Annotated in this window: 12 protein-coding genes; 10 read left to right on the top strand and 2 right to left on the bottom strand. The window is 60.4% G+C overall.

The window, feature by feature from the left end:
* Positions 1–81 precede the first annotated feature (81 nt).
* A complete protein-coding gene (locus tag AC1DMY_RS10850; RefSeq protein WP_477164958.1) occupies positions 82–651 on the bottom strand; it encodes an OmpA/MotB family protein in 570 nt (189 codons plus the stop codon).
* A gap of 365 nt (positions 652–1,016) precedes the next feature.
* Between AC1DMY_RS10850 and AC1DMY_RS10845 the strand changes: the two genes are divergently transcribed.
* From AC1DMY_RS10845 to AC1DMY_RS10800, 10 genes are all read left to right on the top strand, one after another.
* The gene (locus tag AC1DMY_RS10845) at positions 1,017–1,688 is read left to right on the top strand and encodes a MarC family NAAT transporter (RefSeq protein WP_477164957.1); all 672 of its coding nucleotides are present in this window, start codon (positions 1,017–1,019) and stop codon (positions 1,686–1,688) included.
* A 671-nt stretch (positions 1,689–2,359) separates the two neighbouring features.
* On the top strand, positions 2,360–3,463 hold the full coding sequence (locus tag AC1DMY_RS10840; protein WP_477164956.1) for an AI-2E family transporter: 1,104 nt from the start codon (positions 2,360–2,362) through the stop codon (positions 3,461–3,463).
* Positions 3,464–3,525: 62 nt separating this feature from the next.
* Positions 3,526–4,002, top strand: coding sequence for an ion channel (locus tag AC1DMY_RS10835; RefSeq protein WP_477164955.1), 477 nt, complete (start codon positions 3,526–3,528; stop codon positions 4,000–4,002).
* Between the two features lie 310 nt (positions 4,003–4,312).
* A complete protein-coding gene (potE, locus tag AC1DMY_RS10830; RefSeq protein ID WP_477165015.1) occupies positions 4,313–5,644 on the top strand; it encodes a putrescine-ornithine antiporter in 1,332 nt (443 codons plus the stop codon).
* A 37-nt stretch (positions 5,645–5,681) separates the two neighbouring features.
* Entirely contained in the window at positions 5,682–6,629 is a 948-nt protein-coding gene (locus AC1DMY_RS10825; protein WP_477164954.1) for an amino acid ABC transporter substrate-binding protein, read from the top strand.
* Positions 6,630–6,776: 147 nt separating this feature from the next.
* Complete coding sequence (locus AC1DMY_RS10820) at positions 6,777–8,252, top strand: DcaP family trimeric outer membrane transporter (RefSeq protein WP_477164953.1); 1,476 nt, start codon at positions 6,777–6,779, stop codon at positions 8,250–8,252.
* A 68-nt stretch (positions 8,253–8,320) separates the two neighbouring features.
* A complete protein-coding gene (locus AC1DMY_RS10815) occupies positions 8,321–10,654 on the top strand; it encodes an Orn/Lys/Arg family decarboxylase (RefSeq protein WP_477164952.1) in 2,334 nt (777 codons plus the stop codon).
* A gap of 92 nt (positions 10,655–10,746) precedes the next feature.
* Positions 10,747–13,059, top strand: a complete 2,313-nt coding sequence (locus AC1DMY_RS10810) for an Orn/Lys/Arg family decarboxylase (RefSeq protein ID WP_477164951.1) — start codon at positions 10,747–10,749, stop codon at positions 13,057–13,059.
* A gap of 12 nt (positions 13,060–13,071) precedes the next feature.
* On the top strand, positions 13,072–14,367 hold the full coding sequence (locus AC1DMY_RS10805; RefSeq protein WP_477164950.1) for an amino acid permease: 1,296 nt from the start codon (positions 13,072–13,074) through the stop codon (positions 14,365–14,367).
* Between the two features lie 252 nt (positions 14,368–14,619).
* Positions 14,620–15,201, top strand: a complete 582-nt coding sequence (locus AC1DMY_RS10800; protein WP_477164949.1) for a hypothetical protein — start codon at positions 14,620–14,622, stop codon at positions 15,199–15,201.
* Between the two features lie 60 nt (positions 15,202–15,261).
* Here AC1DMY_RS10800 and AC1DMY_RS10795 read toward each other — a convergent pair whose 3' ends face one another.
* Positions 15,262–15,936, bottom strand: coding sequence for a VOC family protein (locus tag AC1DMY_RS10795; protein WP_477164948.1), 675 nt, complete (start codon positions 15,934–15,936; stop codon positions 15,262–15,264).
* Positions 15,937–15,990: the final 54 nt, after the last annotated feature.

Raw genomic sequence — 15,990 nt, 5'->3', positions numbered from 1 at the left:
ATCCATGGCTCGAAGGTAGCGATGAGCAGCAAGCGCTGAGTGCGGCCAGCTTGGCCGCACTCGCCCAATGCCTGGGTCGACTCAGTTGCTGGTGCCCGGGCTCGCCACGGTGAGCTCAACGCGACGATTCTGTGCCTTGCCTTCGGCCGTGTTGTTGGAAGCCACGGGGTTTTCTTCGCCATAGCCCTTGGCCGACACCAGGCTCGGATTGACGCCCTGCGAGATCATGAATTGCTGCACATTTTCGGCGCGTTTCTGCGAAAGGATCAGATTGGTCGTCACGCCTTGCTTGGCCAGCTCCGGACCAATGGGCGTGCTATCGGTGTAGCCGCTCACGTTGATCTTGTTCTTCTGGTGCGGGGCAAGGATCTTGGCGACCTTGGCAATGCTCGTCTTAGCCTGCTCGGAAATCTCCCAGCCACCCGAGGGAAACAGCAGCTGGTCATTGAGCGAAACCTTGATGGCGTCCTGCATGCGCGAGATGCGCACATCGCGGGATTGGATCTCGCTACCCATGCTCGCGTTGAGCTGCTGGTATTGCGCTTCGAGCTCAGCATTCTTCTGCTGCGACTCATCGTATTTCTGTTGGGATACACACCCTGCCGCCAGGAGTGCCACGCCCAGTATGCATAGCCGCGGAAACTTGATCATGGGAGTTCCCTCAGGTTGATGTCTTATAGGGATGCCGATCTTGGATTCGTCGGCAATGGCTTTCTATTTTGGTCTCATCACGTTTATGCAATCTTCGCCGAATTGTCGTTAATAAAGTAGGAAGAAAATAGCCTGCTTTTTCGCTATAAACCATTGCGTGTAAATACGTAACGGAATCCAGTAGAGATACTTTGATTGCCGAGATGTGCAGGTACTCGACGATGGAAATCATGGGTTGGTAAGCCGCCATTATTGCTTGATGCGCGTTGGCCATTCCGATACTCGTGCGGCACACCGGTCACGCTCCCATCATCGCAATAAGTGGATAAGGTCCGGGCCCATTTCGTTCGCTCAGACAGGCAGACATGCCCGCATTTCTCAATGATGTCGCAGTGGGACTGCTGGGCCTGACGACCATCGCCAATCCGGTGACCAGTGCCACTGTGCTATTGGCGCTGACGGCTCGCTATCCGGACGCAGAGCGCAATCGGCAGGTCTTGCGTGCCGCCATCTACGTATTCATCGTGCTTCTGGTCTGCTTCTATGCAGGCAGCGTAGTCATGCGCCTGTTCGGGATTTCCATCCCTGGCTTGCGGCTTGCCGGTGGCCTGATCGTTTCGTACATCGGCTTCGGCATGCTGTTTCCGCCCGAACGAGTGTCGGAGCAGGGGGCGCAGGAAGAATTTTCCGAGGCGACGCCAACAACGCAGTTCCGCGACATCTCATTCGTGCCATTGACCATGCCATGCACTACAGGGCCCGGCACCATTGCCTTCATCATCAGCGCTGCCTCAACCATTCCCACGCGCAGCTATTCCTATTCGGTGCACCTGGCCGTCGTTACGGTCGCGGTGCTTTTTACGCTGGAGTTCTGGGCTTGCCTGCGCGGCGCCACGACGATCTTGCGGCTGCTCGGGGAGGGCGGGGTCGATGCGCTCACCCGTGTGATGGGCTTTCTGTTGGTCTGCATCGGTGTGCAGTTTGCGATCAATGGCGGCCACGAGCTGCTTCTGATCTGGCACATGGTGGCTACCTAGGCCGGTTAGATCGAAACCACGCCTGTCTACTTTTCCTGTGTGATCGGGCCCTGGGTATTAATGACTAAGTATTCCCACTTACGTCCACGCCTTGGTTTGCGCGAGCTCTTAGTTCACGCTCGTTGAACGCTGATAGTTTTATTAACCGCATACAACATCAACGCAGGGTCTGGTGGCGTGATGTTACTTGGGGATGTAGTGCACTTGCGTCACGCTCTTTGGTGCATCACGGTGTTTGTCTTTGCCGATGGCGCTCCTTGAATCGGAAAGGCCGACGCCATGTTTGGCAGGTCCGCCGTGTCTTGCAATGCCATGCAGCGCTTCGGCTTCTCCGACGGAGATGCCTGCTTTGATCCGTGGATGTGCCCATGCCTAGAGCCAATATCATCGTTGTGGCGGATGACCGGGACGAAGTGGCTGCCGTTGACGCCTGGTTTGCGAGATGGCGCCCTGCGCTAAGCCACGTTTCCGAGGACTACGGATGGAGTTGCTGCGTGCACATTTGGCAGTTGGAAGGTCCGGCGGAGGCCTTGGCCGAGCTTCCGCCAACCATCGTTACCGACGACGAATGGACAAGTTAGCGAACAGGGTCAAGTCCACGACATGCACGCTGCAGCCACGGTCTCAATCGCACAGGGATAGCGAGATCTCGCCGTTGAAGGGGCTAAACCATGTTCCTCAAGCCTATGTACGAGAAAGCCCTGTCCCGCGGGCTGCTCGATGTCCTGATTCGCGCCGGCCTGATTGCCGCGCTGGTGATCTTTTGCTACGAGATCTTCAGCCCCTTTCTCCATCTGATGCTTTGGTCGGTGATCCTCGCCATCACCCTCTATCCATTGCATCGCAGGCTTAGGGGAAGATTGGGGAATCGCGACGGCCGCACTGCGACCCTGCTCGTATTGATCTCCATCGTCATCCTGATGGTGCCGGTTTATCTGCTGGGCACTTCGATGACCGAATCGGTGGAAAAGGCACTGGTTGTGGTCAAGGAGGGCAAGGTCCGCATTCCTTCGCCATCCGAGTCGGTAGCGAGCTGGCCGGTGATTGGGAAGCGGCTCTATGGCTTCTGGCTGCAAGCCGCCACCGACTTGACTGGCCTGGCACAGAAGCTCGCGCCACAGCTCAAGGATTTCAGTCTCGGCTTGCTGGGCAAGCTCGCAAACGCAGGCTTGGGTTTTCTGATGTTCATTGCCGCCTTGATCATCGCGGGCATCCTCATGGCCTACGGTGAGAACGGCCACCGCAGTGCGGTGAAGATTGCCTCTCGTATCTTCAGTCCGGGACGAGGCCCGCAGATTGCCCGCCTGTGCACTGCGACGATCCGGGCGGTAGCTCAGGGTGTGATCGGCATCGCCTTCATTCAAATGTTGCTGGTGGGCGTGGGCTTCGTGCTCATCGGCATTCCTGGTGCCGGCCTGCTGGCTCTGGCCGTGCTGTTGCTCGGCATCATGCAGCTACCGGCCACCCTGATCACGATCCCGGCCATCGCCTATGTGTTCGCGACCGATGGCGCCAGCGTGGGCACCATCGTTTTCGCGGTCTACGTATTCGTCGCCGGCCTGGCCGACAACGTTCTCAAACCCTTGTTGCTCGGCCGCGGTGTCGACGTGCCGATGCCCGTCGTACTGATTGGCGCACTGGGCGGCATGGTCACGGGTGGCATCATCGGCTTGTTCATCGGCCCGGTGGCGCTTGCGGTGGGCTATCAGTTGTTCTGGCAATGGGTTGAGGAGCAGCCGCCGGCCGATGGTCCGGTCGCGCCGACGCAGGGCTGAGCGAGCCAGGCGGGGCGCTGCATTCCTTTGCCTTCAGCTGCATAGTCGAGGAGGAGGCACCTGTGCTGCTCAATCTCTTGATCGGCCTCCCGGTGATGTTGATCTGCCTGCTACTGCAGGCTTTCTTCCTCAACATAAGCCTGCGCCAATACGCCCGCTACAAGCTGGCCCATCGGGGCAGCGAGACAGCGAGTGGCAATGTCCTGCTGCTGTATACAGTGCTGCTTTTGCTGACGCTCGGCTACTTCACCGAAACGGTCATCTGGGCCACGCTGTTCATGCTGCTTGGCGAATTCGACGACTTCCAAACGGCGCTTTATCACTCGGGCGTCAACTTCGTCACCCTGGGTTACGGTGATGTAGTCATGTCTGCACGCTGGCGTTTGCTGGGCCCGCTTGAGGCAGCCAACGGCATCCTGATGTTCGGCTTGTCTACCGCGGTGATGACCGCTGCGGTGCTCGACATCATCAATCAAAACAAGGCAAGGATAAAAAAGAGCAGGCGGCCATGGAGGCTGCGCCGGCGTCGCGTCAAATAAAACTACTCATAAAAAGTCAGTAGTTTCAGTGCGGTATTTTTCTGCCAAAACAAGTTCTTTGAGGATTGATCGATGACTAAGTATTTGGCCATATAGCCTTCTAAAGAATTTGGCGCGAATATTTGCGACGGTTCACGCTGCTTTGATTGATAGTGGCCCACTATCGATTAAGGGTATTTTTCGTTTCTTGAGATTCTCTCCATACAGGGGCGGGGCAATTCATTGATCGACTGCCGGTCGCTTCGGTCGGCTGCGAGTGCTTGCGTAGCAAGTCGCGCGAACTCCGGAATTCAGGAATCGGGAGGCGGTGATGAACGGCAGCACGAAGAAAATGAGCATGATGCAGCTAACCGTCCTGGTGGCGGTCAACATGATGGGCTCAGGCATCATCATGCTCCCCGCCAACATGGCGCAGGTCGGTGCAATTTCCCTGACGTCGTGGGCTGTCACGGCACTGGGTTCCATGGCCATCGCCTACGGATTTGCACAGGCAGGCTTGCTCAGCCAGCGCGCTGGCGGCATGGCCGCCTACGCCGAAGAGGCGTATGGGAAGGGCGGCTACTTTCTGACGTTTTTCCTCTATTTCCTGTCGCTGGCGATCGGCAACGTGGCGATCGCCATCTCCGCGGTGGGCTATCTCGCGGCCTTTTTCCCGTGGCTATCGTCAACGCCCACGGCCACCTGCGTCGGCGTGATCCTGCTGATCTGGCTGACGACGATCGCGAACTTCGGCGGTCCGAGCCTGACCGGTAAAATAGGCTCGATCACCGTATGGGGCGTCATCGTCCCGGTGGCAGGGCTGTCGATCATCGGCTGGTTCTGGTTCAAGGGCTCCACCTTTTCTGCCGCGTGGAATCCCCATGGCCTGAGCTTCTTCAAGGGTATGGATTCGAGCATTGCGCTGACGCTGTGGGCGTTCCTTGGCATGGAATCGGCAGCGCAGAACTCCGACGCCGTCGAAAACCCAAAGCGCGACGTGCCCATGGCCTGCATGCTCGGCACATTGGGCGCTGCTGCGATCTATATCCTGTCGACGACGGTGATCCAGGGCATCGTGCCCAACGCAGAGCTGGCCAAATCAACCGGACCGTTCGCGCTGGCGTATTCGCAGATGTTCAATCCGACGGTGGGTGCCATCATTCGGGCGCTGGCCATTCTTGCCTGTCTTGGCTCACTGCTCGGCTGGCAATTCACCATTGCTCAAACGGCGAAAACAGCGGCCGAAGGGCGCATGTTTCCCACCTTCTTCGCCAAGACGAACAAGATGACGGCACCCATCATCGGCATGATCGTCATGGCCGTGGTGCAGAGTGTGATGGCGTTATCCACGGCCTCGCCAAGCCTTGGCGAGCAGTTCTCGGTGCTGGTCAATCTTGCGGTGGTGACCAACGTCATTCCGTACATCCTGGCGCTCTCGGCGTTGATGATCATGATGCGCAAGGCATCGGTTCCTCAGGGTACCTTCAGGCTCAATGCCTTCGTGGTGACCGTGGCGATGCTTTACAGCACCTATGCCATCTACGCGTCCGGCATGGAGGCGGTGCTCGGTGCAACCATCGTGATGGCGCTGACCTTCGCTATCTACGGCTTCCTGGCGCCTCGCTTTTCGGCGCCCTTTGCCGGGGAGCCCCTGCGTGGATAACTCGCCAAGGCAGAACAAGGCTTTCAGGAGAGACGACATGTCGCGCATGAATAGTGTTGTTGTGCGTAACAGCCTGTTGCGCTGGGCGATGATCGGACTGCTGGCCATGCACGTACCGACGATCCTGGCGCAGACCGTGAGCCCCGGCAGCGCTACGCTAGACCGTGTGCGTGCGAGCGGAAAATTCACGATTGGCTACTATGCCAATGCTCGTCCATTCACTTATCAGGACAAGCCCGGGTCCGCCGACGGTTACGCGATCGCCGTCTGTCGCCAGATTGTCGATGCGACGCAGGAGCTCTTGCACGCGCCCAATATTTCCACTGAGTTTGTGGCAGTCGATGCTGCCGACCGTTTCAAGTCCGTTGCGGATGGCCGTATCGACTTGCTCTGTGGACCCTCTGCGCCATCCTTGAGCGCCATGACCGAGGTGGGTTTCTCGATCCCGATTCTCACGGGCGGCACCGGCGTCATGTTGCGCAAGGATGCACCGGTCGCGTTGCGCGACTTGCTTGAGACGGGGCAGTCTGGCGGGCGGCCGATATGGCGAGGCTCGCCGATGCTCGCGGTGTTGCAGCAGCGCAACTTCGCGGTGATCGCTGGCTCGCTGTCCGAGAAGCTGCTGAAGGAGCGCCGCGACGAGCTCAAGGTCAACAGCGTCGTTTCTTCCGTGCCGGATCTCGATACCGGCCTGAAGGAGCTGCAGGATGGCAAGGTCGACGGCTTCTTTGCCGAGCGCAATGTGCTTCTTGATCTGGCCAAGAAGGACGGGACGGGCCAGGTCGTCGTGCTGAACCGGGTATTCGACAATGAGCCATTGTCGCTGGCCCTGGCGCGCAACGATCCGGATTTTCGTCTGTTGGTCGATCAGGCGCTGAGCCGGCTCTATCGCTCGGGAAAGATCAATGCGATCTACGAGCAGTACATGGGCAAGCCCGACCAGTCGGTCAAGGACTGGTTCCGCGATACGGCGTTACCTGAGTAAAGCGAAGAGCGCACCAGCAAAAGCCAAGTGGCCGGTGCCTTCTCGTTCTGTTTGGTCGAGCTGATGTCATTGCAGCGTTGAGGCGCCGCGCGAGTGTCCGGCACCAGCTTCCCGTTCAGTGCTACTAGGTTGACTGGAGGCATCAGCATGCATCGGCCATCGTTCGGCTTCATGCGGCAGCAGACGCTCCGCTGCGCGCCACTACTGCTAGGCGGTCTTGCGACGTTCAGTCCGGGCGTCATGGCGCAATCATCCGAGACGGCAGAGCTCAAAGCGCAACTGGAGCAAGTCAAGGCCCAGATGCAGGCACAGCAGCAGGTCATGCAGAAGATGCAGTCGCGCCTGGAGGAGCTGGAAGCCAAAGAGCACACGCAGGAAGCCAATGCCGCGCAAGCCAAGGCGGCAGCGCCAGCGCTGACCAGTCCGGCAACGGCTCCGCCATCCGCAACACCTTCGGGGCCGCCGCCGTATCGACCGCCTTCTGCCGTTGCTGGTGCGTACGAGCCGCTGCCTGAGGGCTATGTGCGATTGGGCGACACGGGCAATCTGCTCAAGATCGACCTCGTTGCCCAGCTCGATGCGATGGCCGACAGCACCTACATGGGCGCGGCGGATCTGTTTGTTCCCTCGTCGATCCCCGTGCGGGGACAGCCTCTCTACGACAGCGGAAGGCGCTCGAACATGAGCGCCAAGCAAAGCATCTTCCGCATGGATTTCCAGCGCCAGACCGATTACGGGACGCTCAAGGTCGTCTACAAGAACAACTTCTTCGGCAGCGGCAGCGGCGACATGCCGTACAACTTGCAAGCGTTCTACGGCGAGCTGGACAACGAGCATTATTCCTTGCTGGCCGGCTACAACATTTCCGCGTTCACCGATATCGATGTCTTCCCCAACACCCTCGACTACGAGGGACCGAACTCGTTCACCTTCAAATATGGTCCCCAGATCCGCTTTTCGCCCGTGTTGTACAGGAGCGGCGAGAGCGCCTTGACCTTGCCGATGTCGCTGGAGAAGCCCAACGCGGACATCAGCGTCATCGAAGGATTCAACACGTATTCGCGTCGCCCCGACATCACCCTCGGCTTAAGGTGGCAGGCACCCAGCTGGCATGTCCTCTGGGCCAATATTCTTCGCGATCTGCGCGTGGAAAATGCCACGGCGCGTACGCGCAGCACGACGGGTTTTGCCACCCAGCTGACCGGCACCACGGCTCTGTTCGAGCATGACAGCGTGCAGGGATGGGCCAGCTACGGCAAGGGCTACGCCAATTTCCTGCAGGATATTTCAGGGCTTGGACTGGACGCCGCCTTTACGACGCAGGGTGACCTGCGCGCCATCCGCGCACGCGGGTACGGCGCTGGCTACACGCACGCCTGGCGCGAAGACCTGACCTCAAGTCTGGCCTGGGGTTACCTCAGGATCAGCCCGCAATCCAACATGCTGATCAATCCGGACCAGCCCAAGAGCACCAAGTTCGGATCCATCAACCTGGCCTGGAAGTTCAGCGAGCGCGCCATGTTCGGCGTGGAGTACCTGTGGGGCCAGAACATTGCGCTTACCGATCTGCGCGGACAAGGGCAGCGTCTGCAAACCACGTTCCGCTATGACCTGAATCCGTAACGTTTCGCGCATCCGTCAGGTGATTGCCTGCATCGGCATCACTGGAGCAGCACCGGAGTACGCACCTCATGTCGATGAATCATCCGTGGATTCTCTTTGTCACCACCGACTTGCCGGATGAGGGATCCGCGTTCCGGATGGCCTTGTCCCGACTGGGCAAGGCCATCGAAGATCGCGGCATCCAGGTCGTGCAGGCCATGAGCGGCGAGGATGGCCTGGCGATCGCGCGTGGCAAACCTTCTTATTCAGCCGTGGCGATCGACTGGGATCTCGGCGAGACCGGGACGATGGCGGAAGAGTCGGCGATGAAGATCGTGCGTGCCGTGCGCGAGAAGTCGCTGAAGGTGCCGATCTTCCTGCTGACCCGGAGTATCGAGACGCCCGACTTGCCCATGAGCCTGGTGTCGGAGGTGCGCGAGTACGTGAACGTAGGCAGCGAAACGCCCGAGTTCTTTGCGCGCCGCCTGCAGTTTGCCATCGACGACTATCACAGTGGCCTGCTGCCTCCGTATTTCAAGGCGCTGAAGAAGCTTACGGAAGAGGGCGCCTATCAATGGGATGCACCGGGCCACATGGGCGGCGCCGCTTATCTGAAGCATCCCGCAGGCGCGGAGTTCCACGAGTTCTTCGGCGAAAACATCATGCGGGCGGACATCGGCATCTCCAATGCCGAGCTGGGCTCGTGGCTGGACATCGAGGGGCCGCCGGCCGACTCGCAACGCATGGCGGCGCGGGTATTCGGCGCGGACTGGACCTTCTACGTGCTGGCCGGTTCGTCGGCGTCCAATCGCATTGTGGTGCAGGCCTGCATTGGCAAAGACGAGATCGTCATTGCCGATCGCAATTGCCACAAGTCGCTCAATCACGCGATGACCTTGTCGGGCGCGCGTCCGGTGTACTTCCAGCCCAGCCGAAACGGCTACGGCATGATCGGCCTGATTCCGCCCAAACGTTTCTCGCATGCGCATATCCAGAGCCTGATCGCCGATTCGCCGTTGGCGGCGGGCGCGAAGTCTAAGGAACCCGTCTACGCCGTCGTGACCAATCCCACCTATGACGGGCTGCTCTACCACGTCGACAAGGTGGTGGAGATGCTCTCGAGCAGCGTCCATCGCGTGCATTTCGACGAGGCCTGGTACGCCTACGGCAAGTTCCATCCGCTATACAAACACCGCTTCGCGATGGGTGTGCCGCGCGACATCAAGAACCGACCGACGGTGCTCGCCGTCCAGTCGACGCACAAGATGCTTCCCGCATTCTCGATGGCGTCCTATATCCATGTGAGCAACAGCAAGCGCGGCGAACTGGCCATGGCGCCGGTGAAAGAAGCTTTCATGATGCATGGCACGACGTCGCCGTTCTATCCGCTGATCGCGTCGCTGGATATCGCCTCGGCCATGATGGATGAGCCGTCCGGCCCGGCCCTGTTGCGCGAGACGGTTGACCTTGCGGTGGCGTTTCGCCGGACGGTCGCACTGGTGCAGCATCGGCTGCAGGAAGAGGGCCAATGGTTCTTCTCGCTGTTCCAGCCGCCGCGCGTCCCAATCAAGGGAAAGCAGGTTGCCTTTCATGAGGCGCCGCTCGATGTGCTGGCCGCGTCGACCGCGTGCTGGACCCTGAGGGTTGGCGACGCCTGGCATGGCTTGCCGGACGACGTGGTCAAGGATGATTTCTGCATGCTCGACCCGACCAAGGTCACCATTCTGTGCCCGGGTACGGATGCCAAGGGCAAGCTGGCCAAACGCGGCATCCCCGGCGCAGTGCTGACCAAGTTCCTCGATGCGCGACGGCAGGCGATTGCCCGGACCGGCGACTACACCGTGCTGGTGCTTTTTTCCGTGGGCACCACACAAGGCAAGTGGGGCACCTTGCTGGAGACCTTGCTCTCGTTCAAGCGGCTCTACGACCGCAATGCGACGCTGGAAGAGGCGCTGCCCGACCTGGTGCATGCCTATCCCGATCGCTATCGCGAAATGACCTTGCCGCAGCTGTGCGACGAGATGCACGAGGCAATGAGTGAGCTGGATCTGCAGGCGATGGCGAACAAGGCCGGCGAGACTCTTTCGGAGCCGGTGTTGACGCCCGCCGAGGCATACCAGCATCTGATCCACGGCACGACCGAAGAGGTACGCATCGCTGACATGCCGGGACGTATTGCCGCGCTGATGATTGTTCCCTATCCGCCGGGCATTCCCGTACTGATGCCGGGCGAGCGCATGGATCCAAAAGGCGGTCCGATCTTCCGCTTCCTGCAGGCCGTGGAGGCCTATGGACGCAAGTTCCCCGGTTTCGCGCGCGAAGTGCAGAACATGCACGCCGACGCCAACGGCGATATGTGGGTGCGAGTTGTCCTGGACAAAGAAGTCGCGACCAAGCAGGCAAAGGCGACCCGGAAGAAATAAACCTTGGGCCGTGGTGGTGACGAACGATCACGGCTCGCAGAGGAATTCAGATGGCGGCGGCCATACGCATGCCGTCAACCAGGAGAATCATCATGCTCGAGCGTCGTAACCTCCGCCAAAAGCTGCGCGTGTTGCTGGTTCACTCCAAAATCGGTACCGACAGCGCCGGAGGCAGGGCCTGCCGCACGCTGGAGCAGGAGTTTGCCGATCGGAACATCGAGACGACGACGGCTTCGACCGTCGACGACGCACGCTCCTCCATCGTCTCCGATGCAGCCATCCACGCGATCCTGATCGACTGGTCGCTGCCCAATGCGGAAGGCGTCGAGAAGGACAACGCGGCGGCCATCGGGCTGATCAATCTCATTCGTACGCGCAACGAGAATGTGCCCATCTTTCTCATGACGGAGCCTGAGAAGGCGCAAACGCTGAGCATAGAGACCGTCCAGGCCATCAACGAGCTGATCTGGTTGTCGCAAGACGCGGCGACCTTTGTCAGTGGCCGCGTGCATGCCGCCATGCGGATTTACCTCGGGACCCTGTTCGGGCCGCTGACCGCCGCACTGGCCAACTTCAATGAAGTCCACGAATACTCCTGGCATACGCCGGGCCACACCGGCGGCACCGCCTTCCTCAAGCATCCCACCGGCCGCGCCTTTTACGATTTCTATGGCGAGCACGTTTTCCGCACGGATTTGTCCATCAGTGTCGGGGAGATCGGTTCGCTGCTGGATCATACCGGGCCGATCGGGGAGAGCGAGAAGTACATCGCCCGCATCTTCGGCTCGCATCGCAGCTATACGGTCACCAACGGCTCTTCAACGTCCAATCGCATCATCTTCATGGCGTGCGTGGGGCGCGATCAGGTCGTGCTGTGCGATCGCAACTGTCACAAGTCGATTGAGCATGGCCTGACCATGACCGGCGGCATACCGCACTATCTGGTGCCGCATCGCAATCGATACGGGCTGATCGGGCCGATCTATCCGGACAAGTTTTCGCAGGCCAGTGTTCGCAGCGCTGTCGCCGCCAACCCGTTATCGAAGAACCTGGCAGATCAACAGCCGGTGTTCGTGGTGGTGACCAACTCCACCTATGACGGCCTTTGCTACAACACCGCAAGGGTGCTTGAGGAAGTGGGTGGCTGGGTCGATCGCGTCCACTTCGATGAAGCTTGGTATGGCTATGCCAGGTTCAACCCGCTTTACTCCGGGCGCCTGGCCATGCACGGTCCAGCCACGGAGCATGATCCGAACGGGCCGACCGTCTTCACCACTCACTCCACGCACAAGTTGCTCGCCGCGTTTTCGCAGGCGTCGTATATCCATGTGCGCGACGGCCGCAGCAGCATCCCGCATGCGCGTTTCAATGAGTCGTTCATGATGCACGGCTCCACCTCGCCGTTCTATCCGATCATGGCGTCGAACGAAGTCGCGGCATCGATGATGGATGGCCTGGGCGGCTTGAGCCTGACCCGCGAGTGCATCGACGAGGCGATCCATTTCCGCCAGATCGTGGGGCGACTGAATCGGGACTTCGCCCAGAAGGGCTCGTGGTTCTTCCGTACCTGGAATCCGGACGTCATCACGGATCTCAACACCGGCAGGAAGATCGATTTTGTCGATGCGCCTCCGGAGCTGCTGGCCGAGGACGCCAATGCCTGGGTGCTTCATCCGGGCGACAACTGGCACGGTTTCGGCGATCTGGAAGACGGCTACTGCATGCTCGATCCGATCAAGGTGACGGTGCTGACCCCCGGTGTCCAGGACGACGGTTCGCTGGCCGAGCAGGGCTTCCCCGCGACGCTGCTCACGGCCTACCTCGGCGCGCGTGGCATCGTGGTGGAGAAGACCAGCGACTTCGGTGTTTTGTTCCTGTTCTCCATCGGCATCACCAAGGCGAAATGGAGCACCCTGATCACGGCCTTCCTGGATTTCAAGCGTGACTACGATGAGGACAGGCCGCTGGAACGCGTGATGCCGGATCTGGTGGCAAGCCACCCGGAGCGTTACGGGAGTCTCGGCTTGCGCGGCCTTGGCGACCAGATGTTTGCGGAGATGAAGCGGACCAATCAGACGCAGCATCTCCAGCGTGCCTATTCGAGCCTTCCTGAAGTGCGCATGTCGCCGGCAGACGCCTATCAACAGTTGCTGCGAGTGCAGGTCGAGCGCGTGGCGCTGGCCGATCTCGCCGGCAGAACGCTGGCCACCAGCGTGGTGCCATACCCGCCCGGCATTCCGATGCTGATGCCTGGCGAAGTGGCCGGTTCGGCAGATGGCCCTTATGTGGGCTACTTGAAGGCACTGCAGAGCTGGGATCACACCTTCCCGGGGTTTGGCCATGACACGCATGGCGTGGAAGCGGAAGACGGCGAGTACTACCTGCAGTGTCTGAGGTCTTACTAGGCGATTACTCCTATGGTCACAGGTGGCGGCAAGAAAATGGGGCTCCTCGGAGCTTCCTCATTGGTCGTCGCCAATATGGTGGGGACCGGTCTATTCCTGTTGCCATCGAGCCTGGCCAGCGTTGGAAGCATTTCGCTGTTTGGCTGGATCGTGGCGGCACTGGGTGCCAGTGCGCTGGGCCTGGTCTTCGCGCACATGGGTATGGTCGAGCCCAAGGCGGGCGGCCCATACGCCTATGCGCGCGATCACATGGGCGCATTCCCGGCCTTTCAGACCAATTTTCTCTATTGGGTCGCGAACGTCATCGGTAACGTGGCGATTGCGGTTTCGGTGACCGGATACCTGGCGGTCTTTTTTCCGGTGCTGAAGAATCCGTGGATCGCCAATGCATGCACAGCGGGCATCATCTGGCTGTTTGTCTGGCTCAACACGCGAGACGCCCGCGCAGTGGGGCACTTCACGGCGATCAGTACCGTGGCCGGCATCCTGCCGATTGCCTTCGTCGGACTGCTCGGCTGGTTCTGGTTCCGTCCTGACGTTTTTGCCGCCAGCTGGAATCCCGAGCAGCTGCCGACGATCACGGCGATCAGTCGAAGTGGCGCGATTGCCTTGTGGGCATTTCTCGGCGTGGAGAGCGCCGCCGTTTCAGCGGGCGTCATCGAGAATCCCAAGCGCAATGTGCCCTTGGCCACCATCATCGGCTTGCTGGTTTCGACAGCGATTTATATTTCCTGTTGCACGGTGCTGATGGGCATCATTCCCGGGGCCGAGCTGCGCATTTCCGGCGCGCCATTCGCAGAGGCCGCGCAAGTGATGCTGGGCCCCTGGGCGGCCGTGATCATTTCGCTGGCGGCCATCCTCAAGGCATCCGGTTCGCTGGTGGGCTGGATCCTGATCACCGCCCAGTCCGCCGAGGCGGCCGGGCGCGACGGCATGTTTCCCCATCGCTTTTCCCTGACCAACCAGCAAGGCATGCCGGTTCAGAACCTGATCGTGACCGGCGCGATGATGACCTTGATGCTGCTCATCACGACGTCGCCGGATGTGGCGACGCAGTTCGCCCACATCACGGATGCCACGGTGGTGCTCATGGTGCTGCCGTACCTCTATTCAGTCGTGTCGATGTGGCGGCTCAATCAAGAGATCAACATGTCGGCAGGCAGGCGTCAACTTTATGTCGTGATTGGTGTGGTGGCCTGTCTGTATTGCCTGAGCGTGGTGCTGGGGCAGGGCGCTGAACTGGGTCGCAAGGCGCTGCTCATTCTGCTTATTTCGGCGCCGCTATTCGCGCTGATCAAAAAGAAATAGGGCCACTCGGTCGCCATCGTATCGAGGCGTTTGAACAGGATGGTTGTGATCCCAGTGAGCACGTCAGCACTTCGATCGCAGTTCCATGGTCTGGATTCGGGTGCTCTCTCGGCACGCCCCGGACATGGACTCGCTTAGAGGAGTAGCGTCATGAACCACGCGAAGAGCTCCACAGAACCTAAGCCATCCGTGGTTGCCGGTACGGGTCTGGACGTCGTGGAGCGCGTCTCGGAGATGTGCTTTGGCCTGCTCATGGCGCTGACCTTTGTCGGCGCCGTGTCGACGGTCGGGCCGGATCAGGAGGCGCCATCGACCATGTGGCGCGCCGCACTGGGTTGCAACCTTGCCTGGGGCCTGGCCGACGCCATGATGTATCTCTTGCATACGCTGACCGGTCGCGGGCATCGGCTGGCTCTCGCGCTTGATATGAAGAGTGCGCCTGATGCGGCGACGGGCATCGGCCTGGTTCGCAACGCGCTGCCGTCGTTTATTGAGATCCTCGTGACAGACGCCGATCTGGAGCCGTTGCGGGGCAGGCTGGTGCACCTTGAACCATTGCCGGAACGTCCCCGGCTTTACTTCATCGATTTCCTGCGGGCTGCGCGCGTCTTCTTCATCGTCGTGCTGTCGACGTTTCCCGTCGTACTGCCTTTCATGCTGATCGATGATGTGCCCAGGGCGCTGTTGATCTCACGCGTGCTAAGCCTGGCCATGCTGTTCTTCGGTGGCTTTGTATTGGGCAGGTATGCCGGCTTGGGCGCCTGGCGCGCAGGCGTTGGCATGATGGTGATCGGGGTGTGCCTGACCATGGCGATCATCGCCCTGGGCGGATGATGCACCCGGCGTCACATCTTCTGGGGCTCGCCGATGGGCCGGCGAGCAACGCTGTGACCATCACGGCGGCGGATCTTTCCCCGTCTGCTCGCTCAGCATGTACTCGGCGTACCAGTCCGGCCAGTTCTCATCGTGTTTGCCGCCGTTGCGTTTCTCGTGCTCGCCGTGCGCGGCTCCCGCACGCCGCAGCGCCGCCGCGAGATCAGCCGGCGAAGTGTAGGTCGCGACGCCCGTGTCAATGCGCCCGGGCAGTCGATGGGTGATCTCCTGAAACAGCCATCCGTTGCCGTCGGGATCGCGGAACGAGGCGAATGAGCGGTAGCTGTTGCGCTCGGGGTCCGGGCCGCTGACGCGCACGCGCCCGAACAGGTAGGGCTCGTCCGGGCCGGCATAGGCGCCCGCACCGTGGAACACTTCGCTGACCTGCACGCCGTGCCCGACGAGTTCTTTGCGGGCTGCCTCGACGTCGGAGACGATCAAATACAGGCCCTGGGCGGAACCCGGAGCGGCCGAGGTGACGTTCTTGCCGAAAATGACCGAGCATCCCGACCCGGGCGGCGTGAACTGGAGGACGCGGAAGTAGCCATCGTCCGAGGCGAAATCAGCGTCCAGCCTCCAACCCAGGCTGACATAAAAGTTCTTGGCGCGTTCGACGTCCGATACGGGGATGACGACGATTTCCAACTTCATGTCGACGCCCCGCGCCTGCGGGGTCTCGGCGGCCGTGCTGCTCATGTGAACCTCCGATGGCTTGGACCGCAACGCGGCCTTTGCGTCGCCACAACAAGG

The organism is Dyella sp. 01L423, assembly GCF_056399945.1.
The sequence above is the reverse complement of the archived record's forward strand: the minus strand, read 5'-3'. Positions and strand labels throughout refer to the sequence as shown.

Excerpts from the sequence above, each read along its gene's own strand:
- AC1DMY_RS10850 (WP_477164958.1), bottom strand. The coding sequence starts at position 651 with ATGATCAAGTTTCCGCGGCTATGCATACTGGGCGTGGCACTCCTGGCG.
- AC1DMY_RS10845 (WP_477164957.1), top strand. The coding sequence starts at position 1,017 with ATGCCCGCATTTCTCAATGATGTCGCAGTGGGACTGCTGGGCCTGACG.
- AC1DMY_RS10840 (WP_477164956.1), top strand. The coding sequence starts at position 2,360 with ATGTTCCTCAAGCCTATGTACGAGAAAGCCCTGTCCCGCGGGCTGCTC.
- potE (WP_477165015.1), top strand. The coding sequence starts at position 4,313 with ATGAACGGCAGCACGAAGAAAATGAGCATGATGCAGCTAACCGTCCTG.
- AC1DMY_RS10825 (WP_477164954.1), top strand. The coding sequence starts at position 5,682 with ATGTCGCGCATGAATAGTGTTGTTGTGCGTAACAGCCTGTTGCGCTGG.
- AC1DMY_RS10820 (WP_477164953.1), top strand. The coding sequence starts at position 6,777 with ATGCATCGGCCATCGTTCGGCTTCATGCGGCAGCAGACGCTCCGCTGC.
- AC1DMY_RS10815 (WP_477164952.1), top strand. The coding sequence starts at position 8,321 with ATGTCGATGAATCATCCGTGGATTCTCTTTGTCACCACCGACTTGCCG.
- AC1DMY_RS10810 (WP_477164951.1), top strand. The coding sequence starts at position 10,747 with ATGCTCGAGCGTCGTAACCTCCGCCAAAAGCTGCGCGTGTTGCTGGTT.
- AC1DMY_RS10805 (WP_477164950.1), top strand. The coding sequence starts at position 13,072 with ATGGTCACAGGTGGCGGCAAGAAAATGGGGCTCCTCGGAGCTTCCTCA.
- AC1DMY_RS10800 (WP_477164949.1), top strand. The coding sequence starts at position 14,620 with ATGGCGCTGACCTTTGTCGGCGCCGTGTCGACGGTCGGGCCGGATCAG.
- AC1DMY_RS10795 (WP_477164948.1), bottom strand. The coding sequence starts at position 15,936 with ATGAGCAGCACGGCCGCCGAGACCCCGCAGGCGCGGGGCGTCGACATG.